This window comes from Methylobacterium sp. AC690, from assembly GCF_979256535.1.
In genome coordinates, this window is the sequence record NZ_CEEDOX010000008.1 from 143,312 (window position 1) to 163,133 (window position 19,822).

Genomic DNA, 19,822 nt, shown 5'->3' on the forward strand with positions numbered 1-19,822 from the left:
AGGACCGTCTCGCCCAGGACCGTCTCGCCCAGGACCGTCTCGCCCAGGACCGTCTCGCCCAGGACCGTCTCGCCCAGGACCGTCTCGCCCAGTGAGGGTTCGTTCGACGGGATCTCGGTCAGGGCGGCTTCGGCCGTCTGATCGGCGGCGGTGTCCACACCGGCGGTCTCGGGTGCCGGCGGCAGGGTGATCTCGATCACGGTCTCACTGCTGCTCCTGGCGGATGCCGTCGTCTCCTTGAGCGCGCGGGCCAGCGTGAAACGGCGGGGCGTGGAAGCCGCCTTCTCCCGGTGGTTCGGATGGAACGCGCGTAGAGCATGGAAACCGGAGTCCCGCGGCACCAGGATGGCTACAATCTGGGGGTGTTCTCCTGTGAGATGGAGGACGGCAGCCTCGACCTGCTCGGCGTACTTTGCAATCAGGGCATCCACGGTGACATCGGTCCAGGCCGACAGGGTCATCGGGCTCAACGGCTTCGTCGTTTCAGCAATCGTGCTGACGTTCTGGGTCACGGCAATCCGGCGGTGATCGCCTTTGCATGTGGTGAGCCGCGCCTGTTCGAGGCGTTGTAACAGGTTCTCCGTGAAGATTTCGGGATCGCCCAGGAGGATGCGCGAGGCCGTCGCATCCGTCCCACGCGGGGCCAGTACCTCGGGCACTGCGCTCCCCACCTGTCTGCGGGTCAGCATACGAAACGTAAATTTGAGATCCTCAGCACCCATGGCTCGCTCCCTCGTCGACGCTTCATTTCGCGACGCGATCGACGAAAAAGAGAAGAGCCTTGGGATGATCTGATCCCTCGGGAGGAAAGCCCGAGTCTCAGCCTCGTAGTGAGTCATGCAGGCTCGGGGTCAGACCCCGAAAAAAAGTTTTGCGCGCCCTTCGCAGCACCTCGGAAGCGCGCCTCAAATGCTCGAGAACCCACCAGAAATTTTCATCCGACGCACTCCGTTCGTGACCTCGACGGAGGAGCAGCACGAGAGCCGAACTGGGCACCCGTGCGATTTTCAAGCGATTTGGCCAGGCTCCATGGGTCGACCCCTGGAGCCCTCCATGAGCCTCTTTGCATTCGTCCGCGCTGAAAAAATTTCTGACCTCCCCGAACTCGGGCGCATCGCCTCGCACGGACGCAGGCTCGATCCGACCGGGAAACGCCGGTCCGACCCCGCCCGGACGCCCTTCACTCCAGCGGGCTCGCGATACCACCCCGAGGACCCATTGAACTTGGTCGCGGCCTTTCATGCGGCTCGGGCAGCAACGGGGGCGGTGCCGTATGGCAACGCCGCCATCGGATTGCATCTTCTGGTTGGAGTCAGTCCCGATATCATTCGCGAGGCTGGGGATCTGCACGACCCGGCCAATCCGATGAATAAGGCGCTGATCGAGCAGGCCATTGCCTGGACCGACGACGTTTTCGGCGCCAGCTCACTGCTCGCCTGGCGCCTGGATCTAGACGAGACCGGAGGAGGCGTCATTGATCTGATCCTGATGCCCACTCGCGTCGCTCGTATGAATGCGTCGACCGAAAAAACCATCATTTCCGTCCACCACGCTCTCGAGGCCGTGCGCATCACTCATGACACTCGGACGAGTTTTGCTGCTCTCCAAACTTCATGGGCTCAGCACGCAAAGATCCACCTTGATGCTCGGCTGCGCCGCGGTGAGCCCAAAACTGAGACGCGCCGCGAGCACATCCCGCCCGACATTTACCGGAAGATGTGCGAACTGACGGCGGCCCAGGTGGAGAGCGATATGTCGGCGCGTGAGGACGATCTCGCCGAGTTGGAAGCGCTCGCGGAGGAAGCCATCGTGGCGGCCGAGCGGGCCCGGGCGACTGCCGAGAACCGGTCCGCGGCGTTGCGAACCGCAATGCTCCAGCAGAGCGCCCGTGTGCAGGCGCAGGTCGCCGCGACGGTGCAGGCGCTGGCCCTGGGCGTCCGGGCGGTGCTCGACGGCGACATCGTCGATGTGCACTACAATCCGGTCGATCGCCGCCCGAGCCTGATCCCCCGTCACGACCTCGATGAGAACGCCTGGAACGAACTCCTGACTGCCCTCGCGCCGGGTTGGGATGCCGAGCTCCTCGCCGTCCTCGAAGATCTCCTCAATGGGCGCGCGCGGACGGAAACACACGACGAGGCATACAGGACGTCGGCCCCTTTCTATCGCTAGGCAAAAGGAAGGCGTCCGGGTTTGGACTTCCCATCGTCACGTCGTCGAACGCAAGTGGATCGCCTCGACGTGCGTGGCCAGAGCTGGATGCGCGTCACCGACGTCTCGGTCCCACATCAGCAAGCTCGGCAACGACCGGCTATAAGCCTTCGCGTAACCGAAGGCCTGCATCCTGACGGCGAGCCACGTTGCGTACCGGCTCGTCTGTGAGATGGACGAACCGCCCCGCCAGCCCGTGAGCAGATCGGGCGGCGGGACAGCTTCATAGAACGTTAACCATAGCGACCCCATCTCAGGGCCATACCGATCACGGCTCTACGGCCCGATCGGATGCGGCCACGATGTCGGGATAGGGTGACGCCGGATGTACGCGCACCCCGTCTCAGCGTCCGTGGCCGTTGCTATGTCCGGCATCAGCGCAACCTTAACGGTTTGTTGCCGATGCTCGTTCAGGATCCCTCAACTTCTCGAGGATCCTGACCCATGCGCGTGCTGCTGATTGAGGACGACGCCTCTGTCGCGCGGAGCATCGAGCTGATGCTCAAGTCCGAGAGCTTCAACACCTACACAACGGATCTCGGTGAGGAGGGGATCGATCTCGGCAAGCTGTACGACTACGACATCATCCTGCTCGACCTGACGCTGCCCGACATCTCAGGCTACGAGGTCCTGCGGTCCTTGCGGGCGTCAAAGATCAAGACGCCCATCCTGATCCTGTCCGGCATGGCCGGCATTGAGGACAAGGTGATCCGCGGCTGCCCCTGCAAGCTGCCATCGCGCTTAATGCTGAACAGGACCGTGACCTCAGAGCCCGCTGACTCTGCGGGCCCGCCAACCGATTGAGAACAGGAGCCGAGCAGATGCCACAGTTCATTGAGGGTCGACGCGGGCTCAGCATGGGTGTTTGGCGCAGCTGCAAACACGAGCAGCATTGCGAGCAGTAGAGGGCGCATAGGGATCTGCCGCCGATCAACGAGCCTGAGGCCTCGAGGGCTGAACCTCACGAAGAGCTTCGCCGAGATCGTCGTCCTCATCGTCACCGGGCTCCTCTGTCGAGTACCCGTCCCTGTCGGGAGCCGACAGCTCTCTTTGACCTCGCGGCTTACCATCCAGACCCAGATCACGCTCACGCTGCGTACGAGGAGCTTCTCTCATACTCGTATCGTCGGAAGGGGGCTGAAGGCCTTGCGCTCCAGCCTGGGCGGCCATGAGCAAGCTGAGGCCTGCCAGTGATAGGACGGCGAGTTTCATGAGTGTGCCTCGGGGCGATCGAATGACGCCTGTCGGACCGTTACTCTGGATGAGGCTCTCGCGTCCCTACTCATCCTGGCTCGGTCGCTACGCGAGCAGCTCGTCCAGAACGGCTGCGAGGATCGCCCAACCGAACTCATCCGCCCGATGGATAGCGTGTGATCGATCAGCGCCAGCACCATGGGCCAGGTTCGCAGTCCCAATCACAATCGAGAAGATGCCGCCATAGGCCATGACGGACAGACGGCCTTCCGGCAAGACTAAGCGTGCCAACAGGAGGGCTGCATCAATCCAAGCCTTCGCATCAAGGAGGATCGCGAAGCGGGCTTTCGTATCAGGCGATTGCTTGCCGGTGCAGGCAAACCACCCCTGGGCAAAGAGTGCGCGGTCTGGACCAGATGCATCCGCGACGCGCTCCCGTAAGCTACTGAGGAGGGCTGGGTCTCTCACGCTGAGCGCCGGTCTCGATCCGCTATGTGAGACGCCAGTCATCAAAGCAGCTAAGTGCATGAAATGATTGGAGCGGGCGATCGGGATCGAACCGACGACATTCAGCTTGGGAAGCTGACGTTCTACCACTGAACTACGCCCGCACGACGCGGAGTGGAGACCGCGGCGGTGGCCGCGACGACCACCAGCGGGACCATATCAGACCCGCGCTCGTTGTCCACGGGTCGACGGCCTCAAGGATGCCTCGGGACGCGTTCACAAAACTAGGGGTTTCCGCTAGGTTCCCGCCGCCTTCCCGGCCCCGCCAGCCCATTCGCCCGTCGAGGTGTAGCATCGGCCAGTCTTTCTCCATTCGCTCCCATACAGGATACCAACCCTGCGCATGACGGCCCGCACGTGACGATGATCGACGAAACTCCTGTCTCGAGCCGGAGCGCCCGCCTCATTCTGGCCTCGGCCTCACCCCGGCGCCTCGCGCTCTTGCAGCAGATCGGCATCGAGCCCGATGCCCTGCTGGCAGCCGATATTGATGAGACGCCACGGAAATCGGAGACTCCGCGCGAGCTCGCCCGCCGCCTTGCGCGTGAAAAGCTTGCCGCCGCCGGGGCAGCAGCGCGGCGGCGGGATGACATGCGCGAGGCCTTCCTCATCGCGGCGGATACAGTCGTAGCGGTAGGACGTCGGGTGCTTCCTAAGGCCGAGCTGCCGGATGAAGCGGCCGATTGCTTGCGGCTGCTCTCCGGGCGCCAGCATCGAGTCTACACGGCAGTCTGTCTCCTCACCCCCCAGGATGTCCGTCGTGAGCGGGTGGTCGAGACCCGGGTGCGCTTCAAGCGCCTGTCTTCGCGAGAGATCGACGCTTACCTCGCTTCCGACGAGTGGCGCGGCAAAGCCGGCGGCTACGCGATCCAGGGGCTCGCCGGAGCCTTCGTGGTCAAGCTCGTGGGATCTCACAGCGCCGTGGTCGGGTTGCCACTCTATGAGACTGTCAACCTCCTCGATGGGGAGGGCTTTCCGGTCCGCAGTGCCTGGGGAGGCCCCGCATGAGCGATCCGAACATCGGCCGCAGACGCGCTAGTCCCGTCAAGCCTGACCCGTGTCCGATCTGTAAGAAGCCGTCCGAGCCTGCCTTCGTGCCGTTCTGCTCAACCCGCTGTGCCGACATCGATCTCGGACGTTGGCTGACCGACCGCTACGCGATCCCCACCGCAGAGGATGAGGACGAGGACGCCGATGGCGTCGATCCGCGCTCGGACCGGACTGTCTGAAGGTCGTCGCTCCGGCGCGGAAAGCGACCAGCAAAATCTCTTCCGATCGAGGCTGGACAGGCCGCAATCCACCCCCTATACCCCCGCTCCAGCCGGTGCCGCTCACGCGAACCGGCCGAGGCCCAGGTAGCTCAGTTGGTAGAGCATGCGACTGAAAATCGCAGTGTCGGCGGTTCGATTCCGTCCCTGGGCACCATCTAATTTCTAAGCCAAGGCAATCACTTAGCTTTCCGGTATTCCTCCCGCACCTGGGTCGATGGTGCGGGATAAATCGGGGCTTGCCGGGCCAAGCGAGCGTTGTCTGCGGTCCGTGTGTAGACCGCGCTTTCCCGGCTCCCGGGTGTCCATCCGTAAAGCGCATTTAGCTGCGCCTCTGTGGCTCCTGCTTCCGCGTATCGGCGTGCACCAGCCTTGCGAAGGCCGTGGGCGGATCCTGGCACCCCGGCATCGCGACAGACTGTCCTGAACCAATTTCCGAACGATTCTTTTGTAAAGGCTCGTCCGTGCTCGCTGATGATGAAGGCGAGATCGCCCGTTGGTGTCACTGCGATCGAATCAGCGAGGGCCTGCCGAATCGGCAAGGTCACCACGGCGCCGGTCTTTTCCGTTCGGATCGAGATTTCGCCATTCCGCACGTGCTGCCGTCCGAGCCTCGCAGCGTCCCCCCGCCTTAGGCCAGTGTAGAGCAGGATGTCGAAGGCGAGCCGTTGCCGGGTGCCGAGCGGCCATCGAGCCTCGAACCGGGCGAGTTCGTCCTCTGTCCAGCTATGGAAGCCGATGTCGTCGTTCTCGCCCGTCAGGAGCTTCACGCCTTCGGTCGGATTTACCTTCACGTGATCTCGGTCGATCGCCCACCCAAAGATGCCGCGCATGGCCTTCAGGAAGGTATTGGCGGCGTGAGGCTTGTCCCGGCGGCGATCCCTGCCGGCCAGAATGGTTTGTCGATCGATCGCCTTCAGCGGCTTTGCGCCTGCGATCTCCTCCACAGCACGATACACCGCATGGCGCTGTTTGCGCGTGGCGGTGCTGAGGTCGGACCATTCCGCGCTCGCTACGTATTTTGCGATGATCCAGGAGAGGGAGCCTGTCTCAGGCCCCTTCGTCTCGACAGGCGCACCCTCTACTGCCAAGCGGTAATCGCGCCAAAAGCCCTCTGAGCCGTAGGGCTCATTCATCCGGACTCGTTTGCCTTGTCCCTTCCGGACGTACCAAACAACGCGATCATGGCGCGTGGTTTCACGGACGAGATGAGGTGGGCGAGGGCATGGCATGTCGGGGATCATAGGAACGGCACCCGATCCTCGTTGGCAACCTCTGAGATTTCCGCTGGCTGATTTGACTGCCCTTGTTGGGAAGTCGTCTCCACAACAACGCCATCCGAGCGGACGACGATTCGGGTGACCGGTAGTCCAGCGGCGTGCGCAGCCCGAATCGCTCGAGCGATGTCGGCCTGAGTCACCGTTGCAGCCCGACGCGGCATACGGGGTTCCTTGAGTTTAAAAATGGGGAAAAGGCAGCATCAGTTGGCTTGCCCAAAGGGCCGTATTTGCTGCACTTACAGCCGGTGTCGCGCTTTTGTATCCCTGTCGTGGTTTCGTCCAAGAAAGCACCTGAGCAAATGAAGTGTCTGCATTGCGGGATTGCCTTTCATAATAATTGGCAGGAAGGAGCTATATTCAGAAATGGAACTTCTATAGGATGGCAGTACAACAGCGCTGATTGCCCCGACTGCAAAGAAATTACCATCGCTTTGCGTAGAGCAGTAAAGGGGACCTGGGCGCCGTGGAAAATAGTCCATCCTGTTGGGACCAATAGGGGGCCTGTTCCTGGCAGTGTTCCCGCCGCAATTTCTTCTGATTACATTGAGGCATGCGCGGTTTTGCCAATAAGTCCAAAGGCTTCGGCAGCCTTATCGCGACGGTGCTTGCAAAATATTTTGCGCGCCAATGGATATAAAGCTAAGGATCTTTCCAAGGAGATTGACGCTCTGCTGGCCGAGACAGATGCATCGAAAGCTGTCCCACAAGGTCTTAGAGATACTGTTGATAGTATTAGAAATTTTGGTAACTTTTCAGCTCATCCGGTAAACGACGTTACCTCGCTTCAGGTCATTGATGTCGAACCGGAGGAAGCTGAGTGGTGTCTAGAAATTCTTGAGGAGATGTTCCAGCACTTCTATGAGCGCCCCGCTCAAGCGGCTGCTCGTAAAGCTGCTTTGAATGCAAAGCTTAGCGCCGCGGGAAAGCCAGCCGCTAAATAACCGTCGGGATAGATGTAGATAGAGCGCATATGAAAGGGGTGCGGATGAAGACGGCGTTTTTGCTTATGGCTCAGTATGACTGCGCTGCGGTGATACCAATTTCGTTCGTCTGCCGAGATTACTTCTCACACCTCAGCCCGGAAAACCTGACCCGGAAGATTTCGGCGGGCGATTTAGATCTTCCGTTGGTCAGGATGGACGATGGACACAAGACCGCTAAAGGTGTCGCCTTGATGGATCTCGCTGCGTATTTAGATCAACGCATCGAAGCAGCGCGGAAAGAGTGCAAGCAACTTTGTGGCTGAGGCGCCCTCAGACGGTGCTGTACCTCCGAAGAACGCCCTCCACGATCGGGCTCAGACCTAGGACAATGCACGTCCTGCCAAGGGCCTGATCGAGCCGCGGCTCTATCTTCCAATCGTCCTCGCCGCGTATGGGGATGAGTGCCAGCGTGCCGAGGGAGTCGAGACCACCACCCTCGCGGAAGTGCAATTCTACATATCCTACAATGGCGCCAGACAGCATTGCACCATTGCCAGTGATGGTCAGGCCGACGGTCGCCATCTCGGTAATCACGGCGACGTGCAGAGCGTCCGACAGGCCGTATGTCCGAACCTTGCCACGTCCGACCGCGCGAACCTTGAGTGCCTCTCGGTGCTGCCAGCGTTGAATGCTAGCTACGCTGGCCCCAGAGATTTTGGCCAGTTCCTGGAGGCCGAAACGCTTCCGACCGATAGGCCAATGCATCGTCTCACCCTGTGATGGTCGCTCTGTAGCCAATGATGCGGAGGAAGGCTTCGCTGTCCGGATCCCGGGTACCGGTGTCCGCACCATCCTGGAGGAGGGTAATTCGCTCATCGCCAGTGCCAGCATGTCGAACGCCCTTTAGTGCGGAGATGACGGTATCGGCGAGCCGGTCGGCCTCCAGGTACGAGGCGGCAGCGCACAGAATGTTGAGGGTGGCATACCGCGCCGGCAGAGGTCCGCCCGCGCCATAGTGCTGCCGACCGGTTGCCTGACGGACCACGATCCGGGGAAGCTCGCTGTCCGGCGTCAACTCAGGCTCGATGCGGTCGCCCACGATCGCGCCAACGGCTGGAGATGCCAGGAGCGCGCGGACAGTGAGGACAGTGGCAGAGCTCACGTCAGCGCCCCTGGTGCTGTTCGAGCACTCGGCTCATCGCGATTGTTTGCGAATCCATCCTGAACACGTGGTCCCCCACATGGGAAACGCGCACGTCGAAATGGCAATGGATCTCGATCCCGGCCTGCTGGAGGTTATTGCAGAACGTGTAATCCTCGCCGAGCACCATATCGGTTTTAGGGTCCACCGACATCGCGCAGAACTGGAAGTAGCTCATCCCAGCGAGGAGATTGACCGGCCGGCGCCCTGCGCGCTGAAAACTCTCCTCCAGCCGGGAAATGGCAGCGCGTTTCATCAGGAGGAAGCCGCCCGGGACGTAGCTGCATTTCGTCAGCCCTTGACCGTTCTCCGGGCGCGTCAATTGCCGGATGGGGAAACTCCGGGTCGGATAATTCGCCGAGACGACATCGACATCTGATTCGAGCAACCGCTCTACGTCGGCGAACTCGAACCCCATATCCGAGTCCAGGATCAGGATGTAATCGGCGTCCGTGTGCAGCATGAAATTGCCCAGGAGCACGGATTTCCCGAGATCCACATAGGGGCAATCGCTGTAGAGGAACGTCTCGAGTTCGATGCCTCTCTCCGCGCACCCCTTCATGAGCGAGAGCAAGCCCATGCAGGTGTCGGATCGCATCTCGTGCCGATAACAGCACATACCAACGTAGAGCGTTATTCCAGCAAGGTTCACGGGCATACCTCCTTGGGGGATTTGGTAGTTCAGGCGGTGAGATCAGGCGCCTCTCAGGCGACCACGCGCACTGACGCCTTCTGCGAGGGCTCCGCGATCTCTCGCGACACGGCCGCCCATTCGGCGTTCGATCATGTCGGCGATCACCTCCATGCTCCCGTCCGGTCGGCGCTCCTGGCGGACGTTGCCCACCTTGTCGCCGCCGGGGGCCTCGTTGATCGTAATCCCGAGGGGCGGCATCGAGGCTGCACTACCGGCGGCCGTGGCCTGCATGGAAGCCGTCGAGGCGGCCATCATCGCCGGCATCGAGACGTCCGAGCCCGCTGCCGCGATCCCGCCCCGCGCAAAGGCCGGCAAGCGATCGGCGTTCATGGCTTCGATCAAGGGGCGGTGCCGGGCGGTGGCGCTCGCCTTCACAATCGACTCGCCCTTTGAGACACGAGCCAAGATGCTGTCCGATGTTCCGGTGCCCGGCCCATCGATGATCCCGAGCGCCGAGACGCCGGATGCGAATGTCGGCAGGGTGGTGAGGCCGAACAGGCTTCCGACGTTCAGGCCCTTCATGGCCTCGCCGATTCCGCCACCGCCACCGAATAGGCTGGAGAGGGCGCCGGTCCCGCCGCTCTTTCCAAAGAGGCTGTCCACCAGGGCGTTGATGGAATTATCCGCCAGCCTGTCGAGCACGCGGCCCAGCGCGTTGTTCAGGATGTCTAGGGCCGAGGCTCCATTCTTGATGTCGTTGTAGAAACCGCCGAATACCTCCCGGGCGCCGGAGCGCAGGTTCTCCTGGCCCTCGCGGAGATCGTCAAGCTTCTCGCGCTGCTCTGCCAAGGCGGTTGACGCCTCCCTGATGCGCTTGGTCTGCTCATCGGTGAGTTTCGTGCCGTTCTGTTTGGCGATCTCCTCCGCCTTGGCGAGCTCGATGGAAATCCGGCGTTCGACAGCGCTCTTGCCGTAGGCGTCAGCCTCCGCCTTCAGCGCGGCCGCGGACTGTGGCTTTCGACAAGGCGCAACCGGATTTCGGAATTGCGGTCCCGTTGCAGGGAGGCGAGATCGGCCACGTGGGCCCATTCCGGCGTCATGGCGTGCTCCAGGCGTGCAGAGGCGCCGTGCGGCATGACCGAACGGTGCGAGAAGATCGGGCGAAGGGGGTGGTGTCAGTGGCGAGCAGGCGCCGCGGAATCACAGCGTCGTTTTGAGCGCCGTCCGCAGGTCAACCGCGTCCGCATCCTGAGCGAGGCAGGATTCAGCGTAGGCGCGCCACCTGGACGTATCCCACTTGTTCGGGAATGGCTTGGCTGGCGGTAGGAAACCCACGACCCTCGCACGAGCACCGCATCCACAGGCGCAGCGCTGATTCAGACCACGGGCAAGGAATGCGTGGATCGACCGATCGGCACGAGATCCACTCCTGCGTGAAGGTGCCGGCTTGGCAATCGCGATGGGCATTGGCGATCTCCAGACATGCAGAAGCACCACGCGGCGAGGCCGGGCGGTGCTGATGGTGCGATGATGTTAAGGAGCCGCGGTGCCTCAGGCGGAATTCGCGGTGTGCTTAAACCGTGCCTTGAATCGCCTGGAGGGTCAAAATCCAAAATGCGCTTTGTGATCATCCATTTGCAAAACGTTCAAGCGGAAGTCATTGCGGCGCCGATGTGAACGCCGCTACCTGTGGCGCAGGCGCACACCCCAATTATCTTACTGGAGGTACGAGGATGAGGTGAAACGCCTTAGAGGTACGGCCTTCCGGTAGCCCCTTCCTACGCCTCCAACGGAACTGCGCTTAGAGGAGCGCAATCTGCGCAGAGCAATCGTCGTGATGTCTGATCCTGATATTCTGCGATCTCTCCACACTCGCAGAACCTAAGTCTAAATTGCCTACGTGACGGATCCTCACCGGGGCCGTCTGCTACACCCTCGACCGTTCCAGGATTTTTCCAGGATTCTTCAAGGATACATGGGGCCTCATCCTCAGACCCCTCGGGGGTTAGAGTGACTGACCCCTTAGGGGTCTCATCCTCAGGCCACCATCCCTCGATATCGGACTGAGCTTCAGACCCCTTGCCGCCCCGACGCCTCCGCGGTGCCTGTTCAAGCACGAAGCTGTTCACACACGGCCGAATTACCCGCATCCGCTTGCCCAGCACAATTTCAGAGACCCTAATTATGTGGCCAGTACGCTCGAGGTTGATGAGCCCACTCTTGATGCTCGAGACGCTCATCCCGGTTCGCCGTGCGAGTTTCTCTTTCGTCTCCCAGGCGCGCGCATCTTTGCTGTGAAATGAGAAAACCAAGGTCCACGCAATGCGAAGAGCGGCTTTGGTGAGCCGCACATCCGCCATCACGTTTAGAGACCAAGCTTCCATGTGTTCGAGCTTCTCACCGGCCGGCCATCGAAGTAGCTCAGGCGATTGTATCGCATCCATCCTGGATGTCCCCGGCAGGGGCGACGCGAGCCCCCGGAGCGTCAGCAATCCCGTCGCGGCGGGTCAAGCCTTCGGCGGCCTCAAGAGCCGCTTGCAAGCTACGGATGAGTAGGCGAGTTTGGTTCGGGGTGAATTCTAGAAAGCGCTCTGGCAGACCGCGTGTGTGAATCCGGAATTCTACGCGGGGCTGTTCACCAACCGCTATGCCCGCGACGATCGCGGAATAGCCCGAACACCCATTGATTTTGGTCTTGGCAGCTCTCTCACGGGGCAGCGTCATGTTTCCACCATCCTCGTACGTGCTTCCCCTTTCACATGCGATGCAGCCAGATCCGTCGTCGTGACAGATCTGACTGCATCGAAACTCAGAGGTCTGATAGTGCCTCGAAACCTAATGGAGTGACGCTACAAACGGTGCGAGCAATGCGAAGGACGATATAAACCCGTCTGCATAATCACCGCTCACTCCGCCCGAGTTAGCGCCGAACATGAGGGTCTCAAACTTATCTAGCGGCATCGTACAGACCCCGCCGCGAGCCACAAATTGAGCCGATCGGAGCTCAATCAGGAACGCTGCCCTGTTGCGATCCAAGGCCGCCAGCAGGCGTAGCATTTCTGGGCGATCGCGAATGTCCCAGAAGGCGACACGGGTACCATCGCAGTGCCCGCACGCTCGTTCCTCACGGGGCGAGGTTTCCCAAAATACAGAGACCTCTTCGATGTGGGCAGTCTCAAACGGGCGCATCATCTCAAATCCACGTTCAGCGTTGACACCTAACGCTAGACGCTGAATTAAGCCGTTGTCAACGGTCACCGTCTATGGTGAATGGTGACCGTGTTTCTGAGGTGGGTCTATGACGCTGACAGCCGAGCAATGCAGGGCGGCCCGCGCCATGCTCGACGTGAAACAAATCGAGATTGCTAAGGAGGCTGATCTGAGCGAAAGCACAATTCGCGACTTTGAGAAAGGCCGGCGCATTCCGAACATCAATAACTTGAAAGCAATAAGACTTGCGTTCGAGCAAAGAGGCGTTGTTTTTCTTTCTGATGGAGAAGTAACAGAAGGAGGGCCAGGTCTGCGGTTCAAAAATGCTATGGGATGATTGTTTCAAATCATCAAAGAATTAGATCATAATCATAAGTCTGAACGGGGTTGGATTTTGAGCATCGATGTGAGTTTTATGGCGAAGGGGATAGTGCGCTCGTTCGCGAAAATCCTGTTCTCCTCTTTTCGAATTTATTTCGTGGCCGTTGACGAGATAGCTCGAGCATTAATTCCAAATTATCGACGTGGTAGATTATTTACGGAATTACTAGAGGGGGAATTTCCAAAGGGTGGGGATCTCGATGAACGCATCAAAAAGATTGATGTCGCTCGCGACAACCTGCGGGATGCAATAAATGCGATAGACGAGTTACGTTCTCAGGCAGACGAAAATAAGCGAGAACTGGCGGATGCAATTGATAGGATCCAAAAGGCGGAAATAGAGAAGCAGCAAATAGGAACGCAGCTTGAGACATTGAAAAAAGTTGCGGAAGCTGACACCAATGCTTTCAGAAACATTGTTGGACTACCTACACGTGGCGACGTTTGGCGTGAAAGACTGTTAGGCTTCGGCAGCGGTATTTTAGCCTCTGTTATTGCGTCGGCGATATTTATATTTCTTCAGAAATTATTCTGAACGACCGAATTATGCTCCTGAAACTGATTGCATTCCTACGTCGGTGAGATTGACTGGAGATACCGTCGAAGCGAGGGGAGTGCTTGCTTTTGAGGTGAGGGGGAGTGCGAAAATAACTGATCTGATTCAAAGGCACTTAAACTCCCGCACCCACGTGTTCGGCCCTTGAAAAGGCTCAGGTATTTCAAATCGTCCCTGGGCACCATCGTCTTCCTGAATTGTAGCAGCTGCCGCATATTCCTACGTCAACCTCTCGTGGATGTGGTTGGCTGGAACTGGGTGGCGGTTAATAGGCCGGTCGAGTATTCTGTGCGGGCCGTATAGAAATTGCATTTTTCCGGATTGGCCGTTGGGCACGATCCGCTGCCCTGCTGACGGTTCCTGCTTTGAGCTGGCGCTGAGCGCCGACCCCCCCCCGGCGCGGGGCGGGGCGGGTGCATACTCAGGCATGTCACCACCTCGCTCTGAGCCTTCGCCGACCCGCTTGGCTCCTGCCTTGGCCGGCATCACCGTTCTGATTGGGTAATCCATCGCGAGGAGGGCGGCTTTGGCGTCTCTGACGCGGGTCCCGCCCTGCCTGACAAGGGAACGAACGGCGCGTAAGGGGCGTCATCCTTCGACTCTACCGAAGTCGAGGAGACTGATATGGACGATGATCGCGTTTGGTCGTTCGAGAAGAGCTTATGGACCGGCGACGCGGACCATTACCGCGAATTGGTCGATGATGAGTGCCTGATGGTCTTACCGACGCCGCCTTTCGTGCTCAGTGGCGCACAGGCGGTCGAGGCCGTTGCCGCGACACCGCGTTGGTCCAGCATCGAGATCACGAACTGCCAGATCTCCCGTCCCCAAGAAGGTCTCATCATCATCGCCTACCATGCCAAGGCATCGCGCGACGATGAATCGTACGAAGCCAATTGCACGTCGACCTATCGGCGGATGTCTCATGAGGTCTGGCGGGTCGTTCAACACCAGCAGACGCCGCCCCTCTCCATTCCCGCGGTCAACGACTGATCTTCACACGCACCGGCTCCCCGTTTGATTGGGACAAGTTAAGGGACCGAAGGCGATGATGCTGCGCGAGGCATCGCGTGAATGCACGATGCCCCGTCGACTGTCTTCAGCCGGCACCGTACCCACCCTCCTTGTTCGTTTGATGCCGATTGGGCGAGTGGTCGTCGTATCCGCCCGTTTCCGGGCCCTGATCACGAGAGGGCTCGACGCGGCCGGGTGAGGTCGGGCCGGCCTCAGCGGGATCATCGCTGGTCCGAGGCTCGACTAGGGATTTGCCTCTCGACGGGATCGCGTGCGCATCCGTTGATGCCTTGTCCGAACTCATGGTGCCCTCGCAGGTTCGTGCCACATACGGGGAAGAGGCCGCCGCGGATCGAGTTCCGTCCACCGCGGAGGCGCAAGACGTCGACTCGGCTGAGACAAGGCATGGACGCGGCGATGGTCAGTGGCTAGCGACAGCGGCAGGTGTTGCGCGTTGGCGACGGCATCGCTGCAACTGTGCGCATTGTGCATAGGAGGTCACCATCATCGCGATCGACATGTCATGAAGCCCAGCCGATGACGGGCTGGTTTGGACCATGGACATGAAGAGCGCTGGGTTTCATCGGGCAGCACAGGGCGCTGCGACTGCCGTCCTTCTGGTCCTGGCGTTGGGCAGCCCTTTCGCAAGGGCTGGTTCGGCGGCGCAACCGGGACAGACGGTGGGCCAGCTGCCTGGTGCGCCGTTGCTGGTGGGCCTGTATTTCATCAACACGTCAAGCTTCGGCTCGCGCGGCACGACTCCACGCTCCACCGACTCGAACATTAACCTACCGTCGTTCATCTGGGCGACCCCAGCAGAGGTGGTCGGAGGACGACTACAATTCGTTGTCCTGCAGCCGATCGTGGCGTCGAGCACTCGGGGTGCTGCCTATCAGAGCGGCTTCGGCCAGACGCTATTGGCTGCGCAGGTAGCCTGGAAGCTCGGGCATGATGTGAACTTCAGTTATCTCCTAGGCGCCTATCTTCCGAGCGACACCAAGATCGTCATCCAAAATCCGGTCCTGCATCAGCGCTTTGCCATCACTTACAACGGCGATGGATGGAACCTGACGGGAAACTTCCTCTATGGCACCTTCTTCGACACGCGCTCGTCGAGCGGGACATTCTACCCGGACTTCCTCAACCTTGATCTCACGGCCACGAAACATTTCGGCAAGTGGGAAGTCGGGCCAGTCGCCTTCGGATCGACCGATCTACCGACAAACAATTCAAGTTACGCGCGCCAGGGCCAAGTCGCCGTGGGCGCGCTTGTCGGCTACAATTTCGGCTCCGTGAACCTACAAGCCTACGTCACGCGCGACATCGTTCAGCACAACTATGCAGGCTTCGAGACCCGCGGGTGGCTGCGTGCCACGGTGCCGATTTACCAGGACAAGGAGCAGCCTGAGGGAGCTCGTCCCATCCTGCGCAAGTTCTAGGACGAGCCCGGTACGGGGCGCGCCGTCCTGCGCGAAATGCACGCAAGCCGACCCTCCTCGCGCAACGGCCGGCTCCTTTGCGCGTATTTTCCTCAGCGGGCAGATCGCCCGGTTCGACCAGGAGTCGGGTGTATGAGACACAAAGCTCTGCGGGATCAGGTCATCGTCATCACCGGGGCCTCCAGCGGTATTGGATTGACGACCGCACGAATGGCGGCCCAGCGGGGTGCCCGAGTTGTGTTGGCGGCACGCAGCACCGATGTCCTCGCGCGGGTGGTCAGCGAGATCGAGGCGGAGGGCGGTCACGCTGTCGCCGTGACAGCAGATGTCGGTCGGCGCGACGACGTACTGGCGATCGCCGACGAGGCACGAGCGAGCTTCGGCGGCTTCGATACCTGGGTCAACGTTGCCGGCCTGACGATCTACGGCCCGCTGAGCGCGATCGATTACGCCGATCACGAACGTCTGATTCAAACCAATCTCTGGGGCACGGTGCATGGCTCTCTCGTCGCAGTCGAGCACCTGCGCCGGCACGGTGGCGCCCTGATCAATGTCGGAAGCGTGGCCTCCGACCTCGCGTTCCCGTTCCAGGGCCTCTACGCGACCTCAAAGCACGCTGTGAAGGGATTTACCGACACCCTGCGCATGGAACTGATCGCCGAAGGCGCGCCGGTCTCGGTCACCTTGGTCAAGCCCGCCTCTGTCGACACGCCTCTGCCGAACCGTGCGCGCAACTACATGGACCGAGAGCCGACGCTACCCCCGCCGATCTATCCACCGTCCGAGGTTGCCAACGCCATCCTCCATGCGGCCGTACATCCGCAGCGGGACATCTTCGTTGGCGGCGGCGGCAAGATGTTCGTCATGGGCAAGGAGTTCGTGCCTGGCGCCTATGACGAACTCGCACCCGCGATCATTGCCTTGCAGAAGCGCTCCGAAACGCCACGGAACTCGACCGGCGCCCTGCACGCCCCTGTCAACGCTGGCGCGGAACGTGGCGATCCGCCGATCTACGTGATGCGCACCAGCGCGTACACACGCGCCACGCTGCATCCGCTGACGACGCTGTCGATCGCCGCCGGTCTCGCGATGGCGACAGCCCTGCTTCTCGGACGGCGTGTTCGACATCCACTGTGAGGCGGTCGACCTGAGCCCAGCTCAGGCTTCCGGATTGGTTCTAATAGAGAAGCGATCGCGGGCGGTGATCCGATCCGCCACGAGATCGTGGACTTCGCGCTGGTAGACCTCCCGGCAGAGGAAAGCGCGCTCGAGGTCGAGACGCTCTTCCTCAATGTCGATGTACCAGCAGCGTCGCCGCCCGCTCCAGCGGTAACTTCTCCCCTTCAAGACGTCTTTCGTGGAGATCGGAGAACCAGCGGCCCAAACCCGCACCGTCGGCTTGCGCGCGATCTCGAGCAAGCACGCAAGGACGAGGCGCCCAGAGGTTCTCAGAGGCGCTGCGAGGAGTGTCAGCAGTGCGTAGCAATCGTCAATGGCGCGGTGGCCCTTGTGGAAGTAGCCGTGATCGGTAAGCAGGTAGCCAAGCTTAAACCCCTCGTGGCCTTCTGCACGCCAGGGCACTTGATGGCAGGAGCAGGCCCAGTTTTTTTCCGCGAAGACCGGCCAGCGGGTCTCGCACATCTGTCGGTCGAAGCTGGCGTTGTGGGCGATTACCACGGCAGCGTCGGCCACCATCGCCGTTACAGCCTCGTCATCAATGCGCTGCCCGGCCAAATCGGTGTCACCGATGCCGGTCAGGCGGGTGATCTCGGGCGGGATAGGCCGGCCGGGGTCGTGGAGTTGGTTGAGCGAATCGAGCACGCGGTAGACTCGACCGCTCGCGCCGTACTCGAACTTGATCATGCCGAGTTCGATCACCGTATCGCGGGTGTGATCGACCCCAGTGGTCTCCGTATCGACGATCAGGCCGATAAAAGTTGGTTCAGTGGGAGGCTCGTCGGCATCCACGAAAGGCTTGAGCTGCCGAAGGACGCGGTAGGCACCTGTCGCCTCGAGGGTATCTGCAATCACATCTAGGGCGTGCGTCGGTGCCACGTTGTCCAAGCCCGGCTGGTCTCCGGTCGCGCGAACCGTGCCCGGGCGATCCAACGGAGAGCCTAGGCGCAGAACTGATCGGACTGAAAGTCATACCAACTTCGTATCCCCAGAAGATTGCCAGTGCTGCGACGCACACCCCGTTGCACAGTTGAGCATTGGCATGCCGTGGCTTCACCCTGCTAGCGCTCGGGCTTGTTAAGCCCAAGGTGTCCATGCGCTTCGACCGGCGTCATGCGCCGAATGGCATGCTCCGAAAACCCGAGGGTATGGAGATCGCCTCTCTGACGATTGGTGATCATCAGGGAGATTGCATGTGGGGCTGTGGAAACCTTCTTGTCGACCGACATCGCATTAGCGACGCGCTCGCTGAAGGCCACGCCCGCCGCGTCGCGATCGAGGAATCTCAGGAGATCGTCGTCGCCTTCTAACATCGTTCGATCCACTCATTCTGCATGTCGAAATTCAATATCTGCCACCGTGTCCCGTCAGTCGACGTCGACGTAAACCCGGGAAGAGCCAGCGCAATCCCGTCTCGCGCACTGTGACAACCGCGGCAACGTCGCAGTCCTCGCGAAGATCTCAGGCCTTCCCTGTCTTCACGGCCCCACGATGCCAAACCGCTGGTCGACGCGCTGCTCGATGAAATACGACGTCGCCCAGATCGCGAGACCGCCCAGCGCCAGCGCGACGCCGACCCAGCCGGTTGAGGGAAGGCCGTATCCGGACACGAGCGCGAACCCTGCCAGCCAGGGTCCGAGGGCATTGGCGACGTTGAAGGCGGAGTGGTTCAGTGCGGCAGCAAGAGTCTGCGCGTCCTCCGCGACATCCATCAGGCGGGTCTGCAGAATGGTGGCGAGTCCGCCTCCACAGCCGATGAGGAAGACGACGGGCCCGAGGGTCCAAAGGCTTCCTGCGGCGTATGGGTAGAGAGCAAGTGCGCAGGCGCTCCAGACCAGGGTCACCCCGGCCGACGGCATCAGCGTCCGATCGGCTGCCCACGCACAGACGAGGTTGCCGAAGGTGAGGCCTAGGCCGAACAGTGCAAGCATCGGCGGGATGGCACTCGGCGATGCATGGGTGACCTCCAGCATCGTCGAAGCCAGATAGGTGTAGACGGAGAACAGGCCACCGAAGCCGATCGCGCCGGTGGCGAGTGTCAGCCAGACCTGACCGCGCCGCAGAGCCCCAAGTTCCTTCAAGGCGCTCGCTCCCTGAGCCGGTGCGCCGAGAGGCGCATAGATCAGCACCAGGATTGCGGTCGCCGTGGCAAGGAGGGCTACGAGGGCGAAGCTCCAGCGCCAGCCGGCGAACTGGCCGATGCCGTTGGCCAGCGGCACCCCAACTACCGTCGCGACGGTCAAGCCAGCGATGATCCGCGACACAGCCTGCGAGCGCCGCTCCCGCGGGACAAGTGAGGCGGCGACCAAGGCAGCGACGCCGAAGTAGGCGCCGTGCGGCAGGCCGGCGAGGAATCGGAAGACCAACATCCAGGAATAACTCGGCGCCAACGCCGACAACCCGTTACCAAGAGCGAACAACACCATCAGGGTGACCAAGAGGGTCCGTCGTGCGACGCGGGCTGCCAGCACGGCGATGACGGGCGCGCCTACCACGACACCCAGGGCGTAGGCGCTAATTACATGGCCAGCCGTGGGGGCATCAATTCCAAGATCGGGAGCAAAGGCCGGTAGCAGGCTCATGGCGGCGAATTCGGTCGTGCCGATTGCGAAGCCCCCGGTCGCCAGCGCTACGAGGATAAGGGTCGGGTGCGACGCAGGCGCTGGGATGCTGGGCGCGTGATCCGCTACGGCCGCGGATTCCAGGGGAGATGTCTGTGGGAGATCGACGACGCTCATCGCAGGCCTATCTTGGACAGCTTTGGGTCAAGGCTAAACATGATGGTCCGACCTCGGATCGGGGCCCGCTGCGGCCTCGCATATGCGATC

General features: G+C 61.1%; 20 protein-coding genes, 2 tRNA genes and 1 pseudogene. 12 read left to right on the forward strand and 11 right to left on the reverse strand.

Annotated features, from left to right (window positions below; all coding sequences use genetic code 11):
• Positions 1-722 (reverse strand): hypothetical protein (locus tag AC0IY1_RS11495; protein WP_471769635.1); only part of this gene is annotated, 722 nt, incomplete at its 3' end.
• Positions 723-1,053: 331 nt separating this feature from the next.
• Here AC0IY1_RS11495 and AC0IY1_RS11500 point away from each other — a divergent pair.
• Complete coding sequence (locus AC0IY1_RS11500; protein WP_471769637.1) at positions 1,054-2,172, forward strand: hypothetical protein; 1,119 nt, start codon at positions 1,054-1,056, stop codon at positions 2,170-2,172.
• A 483-nt stretch (positions 2,173-2,655) separates the two neighbouring features.
• Positions 2,656-2,919 (forward strand): annotated as a pseudogene (locus AC0IY1_RS11505) (response regulator); the annotation flags it as partial.
• A 591-nt stretch (positions 2,920-3,510) separates the two neighbouring features.
• Here AC0IY1_RS11505 and AC0IY1_RS11510 read toward each other — a convergent pair.
• Entirely contained in the window at positions 3,511-3,873 is a 363-nt protein-coding gene (locus AC0IY1_RS11510) for a hypothetical protein (RefSeq protein WP_103712541.1), read from the reverse strand.
• Between the two features lie 68 nt (positions 3,874-3,941).
• Positions 3,942-4,016, reverse strand: a tRNA-Gly gene (locus tag AC0IY1_RS11515).
• A gap of 259 nt (positions 4,017-4,275) precedes the next feature.
• Here AC0IY1_RS11515 and AC0IY1_RS11520 point away from each other — a divergent pair.
• The 3 genes from AC0IY1_RS11520 to AC0IY1_RS11530 all read left to right on the forward strand — a co-directional run bounded on the left by AC0IY1_RS11520 (position 4,276) and on the right by AC0IY1_RS11530 (position 5,337).
• Positions 4,276-4,920, forward strand: a complete 645-nt coding sequence (locus AC0IY1_RS11520) for a Maf-like protein (protein ID WP_103712542.1) — start codon at positions 4,276-4,278, stop codon at positions 4,918-4,920.
• Complete coding sequence (gene yacG / locus AC0IY1_RS11525) at positions 4,917-5,141, forward strand: DNA gyrase inhibitor YacG (protein WP_103712543.1); 225 nt, start codon at positions 4,917-4,919, stop codon at positions 5,139-5,141. The genes AC0IY1_RS11520 and yacG overlap by 4 nt, the downstream gene beginning before the upstream one ends.
• Before the next feature lie 120 nt (positions 5,142-5,261).
• Positions 5,262-5,337, forward strand: a tRNA-Phe gene (locus AC0IY1_RS11530).
• Positions 5,338-5,359: 22 nt separating this feature from the next.
• Here the strand turns inward: AC0IY1_RS11530 and AC0IY1_RS11535 are convergent.
• Positions 5,360-6,316, reverse strand: coding sequence for a tyrosine-type recombinase/integrase (locus tag AC0IY1_RS11535; RefSeq protein WP_471769639.1), 957 nt, complete (start codon positions 6,314-6,316; stop codon positions 5,360-5,362).
• Between the two features lie 242 nt (positions 6,317-6,558).
• Here AC0IY1_RS11535 and AC0IY1_RS11540 point away from each other — a divergent pair, with 242 nt between their 5' ends.
• Positions 6,559-7,401, forward strand: coding sequence for a DUF4145 domain-containing protein (locus tag AC0IY1_RS11540; RefSeq protein ID WP_471769640.1), 843 nt, complete (start codon positions 6,559-6,561; stop codon positions 7,399-7,401).
• Between the two features lie 44 nt (positions 7,402-7,445).
• A complete protein-coding gene (locus AC0IY1_RS11545) occupies positions 7,446-7,706 on the forward strand; it encodes a pyocin activator PrtN family protein (RefSeq protein ID WP_471769642.1) in 261 nt (86 codons plus the stop codon).
• A 7-nt stretch (positions 7,707-7,713) separates the two neighbouring features.
• Here the strand turns inward: AC0IY1_RS11545 and AC0IY1_RS11550 are convergent, their stop codons facing one another.
• The 4 genes from AC0IY1_RS11550 to AC0IY1_RS11565 form a co-directional block, all read right to left on the reverse strand.
• Positions 7,714-8,148, reverse strand: coding sequence for a MerR family transcriptional regulator (locus AC0IY1_RS11550; protein ID WP_471769644.1), 435 nt, complete (start codon positions 8,146-8,148; stop codon positions 7,714-7,716).
• Positions 8,149-8,152: 4 nt separating this feature from the next.
• Positions 8,153-8,545 carry a tail completion protein gp17 gene (gp17, locus tag AC0IY1_RS11555; protein WP_471769646.1) on the reverse strand — a complete coding sequence of 131 codons (393 nt, stop codon included), beginning with the start codon at positions 8,543-8,545 and terminating at the stop codon, positions 8,153-8,155.
• Between the two features lies 1 nt (position 8,546).
• Positions 8,547-9,164 (reverse strand): hypothetical protein, encoded by a 618-nt coding sequence (locus AC0IY1_RS11560; RefSeq protein ID WP_471769648.1) that lies wholly within the window; start codon positions 9,162-9,164, stop codon positions 8,547-8,549.
• A 114-nt stretch (positions 9,165-9,278) separates the two neighbouring features.
• Entirely contained in the window at positions 9,279-10,307 is a 1,029-nt protein-coding gene (locus AC0IY1_RS11565) for a hypothetical protein (RefSeq protein ID WP_471769650.1), read from the reverse strand.
• A gap of 2,209 nt (positions 10,308-12,516) precedes the next feature.
• On the opposite strand from AC0IY1_RS11565, the gene AC0IY1_RS11570 reads away from it, so the two are divergent.
• From AC0IY1_RS11570 to AC0IY1_RS11590, 5 genes are all read left to right on the forward strand, one after another.
• A complete protein-coding gene (locus AC0IY1_RS11570) occupies positions 12,517-12,765 on the forward strand; it encodes a helix-turn-helix domain-containing protein (protein WP_471769652.1) in 249 nt (82 codons plus the stop codon).
• A complete protein-coding gene (locus tag AC0IY1_RS11575; RefSeq protein WP_471769654.1) occupies positions 12,766-13,344 on the forward strand; it encodes a hypothetical protein in 579 nt (192 codons plus the stop codon). It begins immediately after the preceding gene.
• Between the two features lie 645 nt (positions 13,345-13,989).
• Entirely contained in the window at positions 13,990-14,358 is a 369-nt protein-coding gene (locus AC0IY1_RS11580) for a DUF4440 domain-containing protein (RefSeq protein ID WP_471769655.1), read from the forward strand.
• A gap of 578 nt (positions 14,359-14,936) precedes the next feature.
• Positions 14,937-15,818 carry a transporter gene (locus AC0IY1_RS11585; RefSeq protein ID WP_471769657.1) on the forward strand — a complete coding sequence of 294 codons (882 nt, stop codon included), beginning with the start codon at positions 14,937-14,939 and terminating at the stop codon, positions 15,816-15,818.
• Between the two features lie 132 nt (positions 15,819-15,950).
• Entirely contained in the window at positions 15,951-16,955 is a 1,005-nt protein-coding gene (locus AC0IY1_RS11590) for an SDR family oxidoreductase (RefSeq protein WP_471769659.1), read from the forward strand.
• Between the two features lie 21 nt (positions 16,956-16,976).
• Here AC0IY1_RS11590 and AC0IY1_RS11595 read toward each other — a convergent pair whose 3' ends face one another.
• From AC0IY1_RS11595 to AC0IY1_RS11605, 3 genes are all read right to left on the reverse strand, one after another.
• Positions 16,977-17,882, reverse strand: a complete 906-nt coding sequence (locus AC0IY1_RS11595) for a 3'-5' exonuclease (protein WP_471769660.1) — start codon at positions 17,880-17,882, stop codon at positions 16,977-16,979.
• Between the two features lie 173 nt (positions 17,883-18,055).
• Positions 18,056-18,307, reverse strand: coding sequence for a hypothetical protein (locus AC0IY1_RS11600; protein WP_471769661.1), 252 nt, complete (start codon positions 18,305-18,307; stop codon positions 18,056-18,058).
• A gap of 165 nt (positions 18,308-18,472) precedes the next feature.
• Complete coding sequence (locus tag AC0IY1_RS11605; RefSeq protein WP_471769663.1) at positions 18,473-19,732, reverse strand: MFS transporter; 1,260 nt, start codon at positions 19,730-19,732, stop codon at positions 18,473-18,475.
• Positions 19,733-19,822 lie beyond the last annotated feature (90 nt).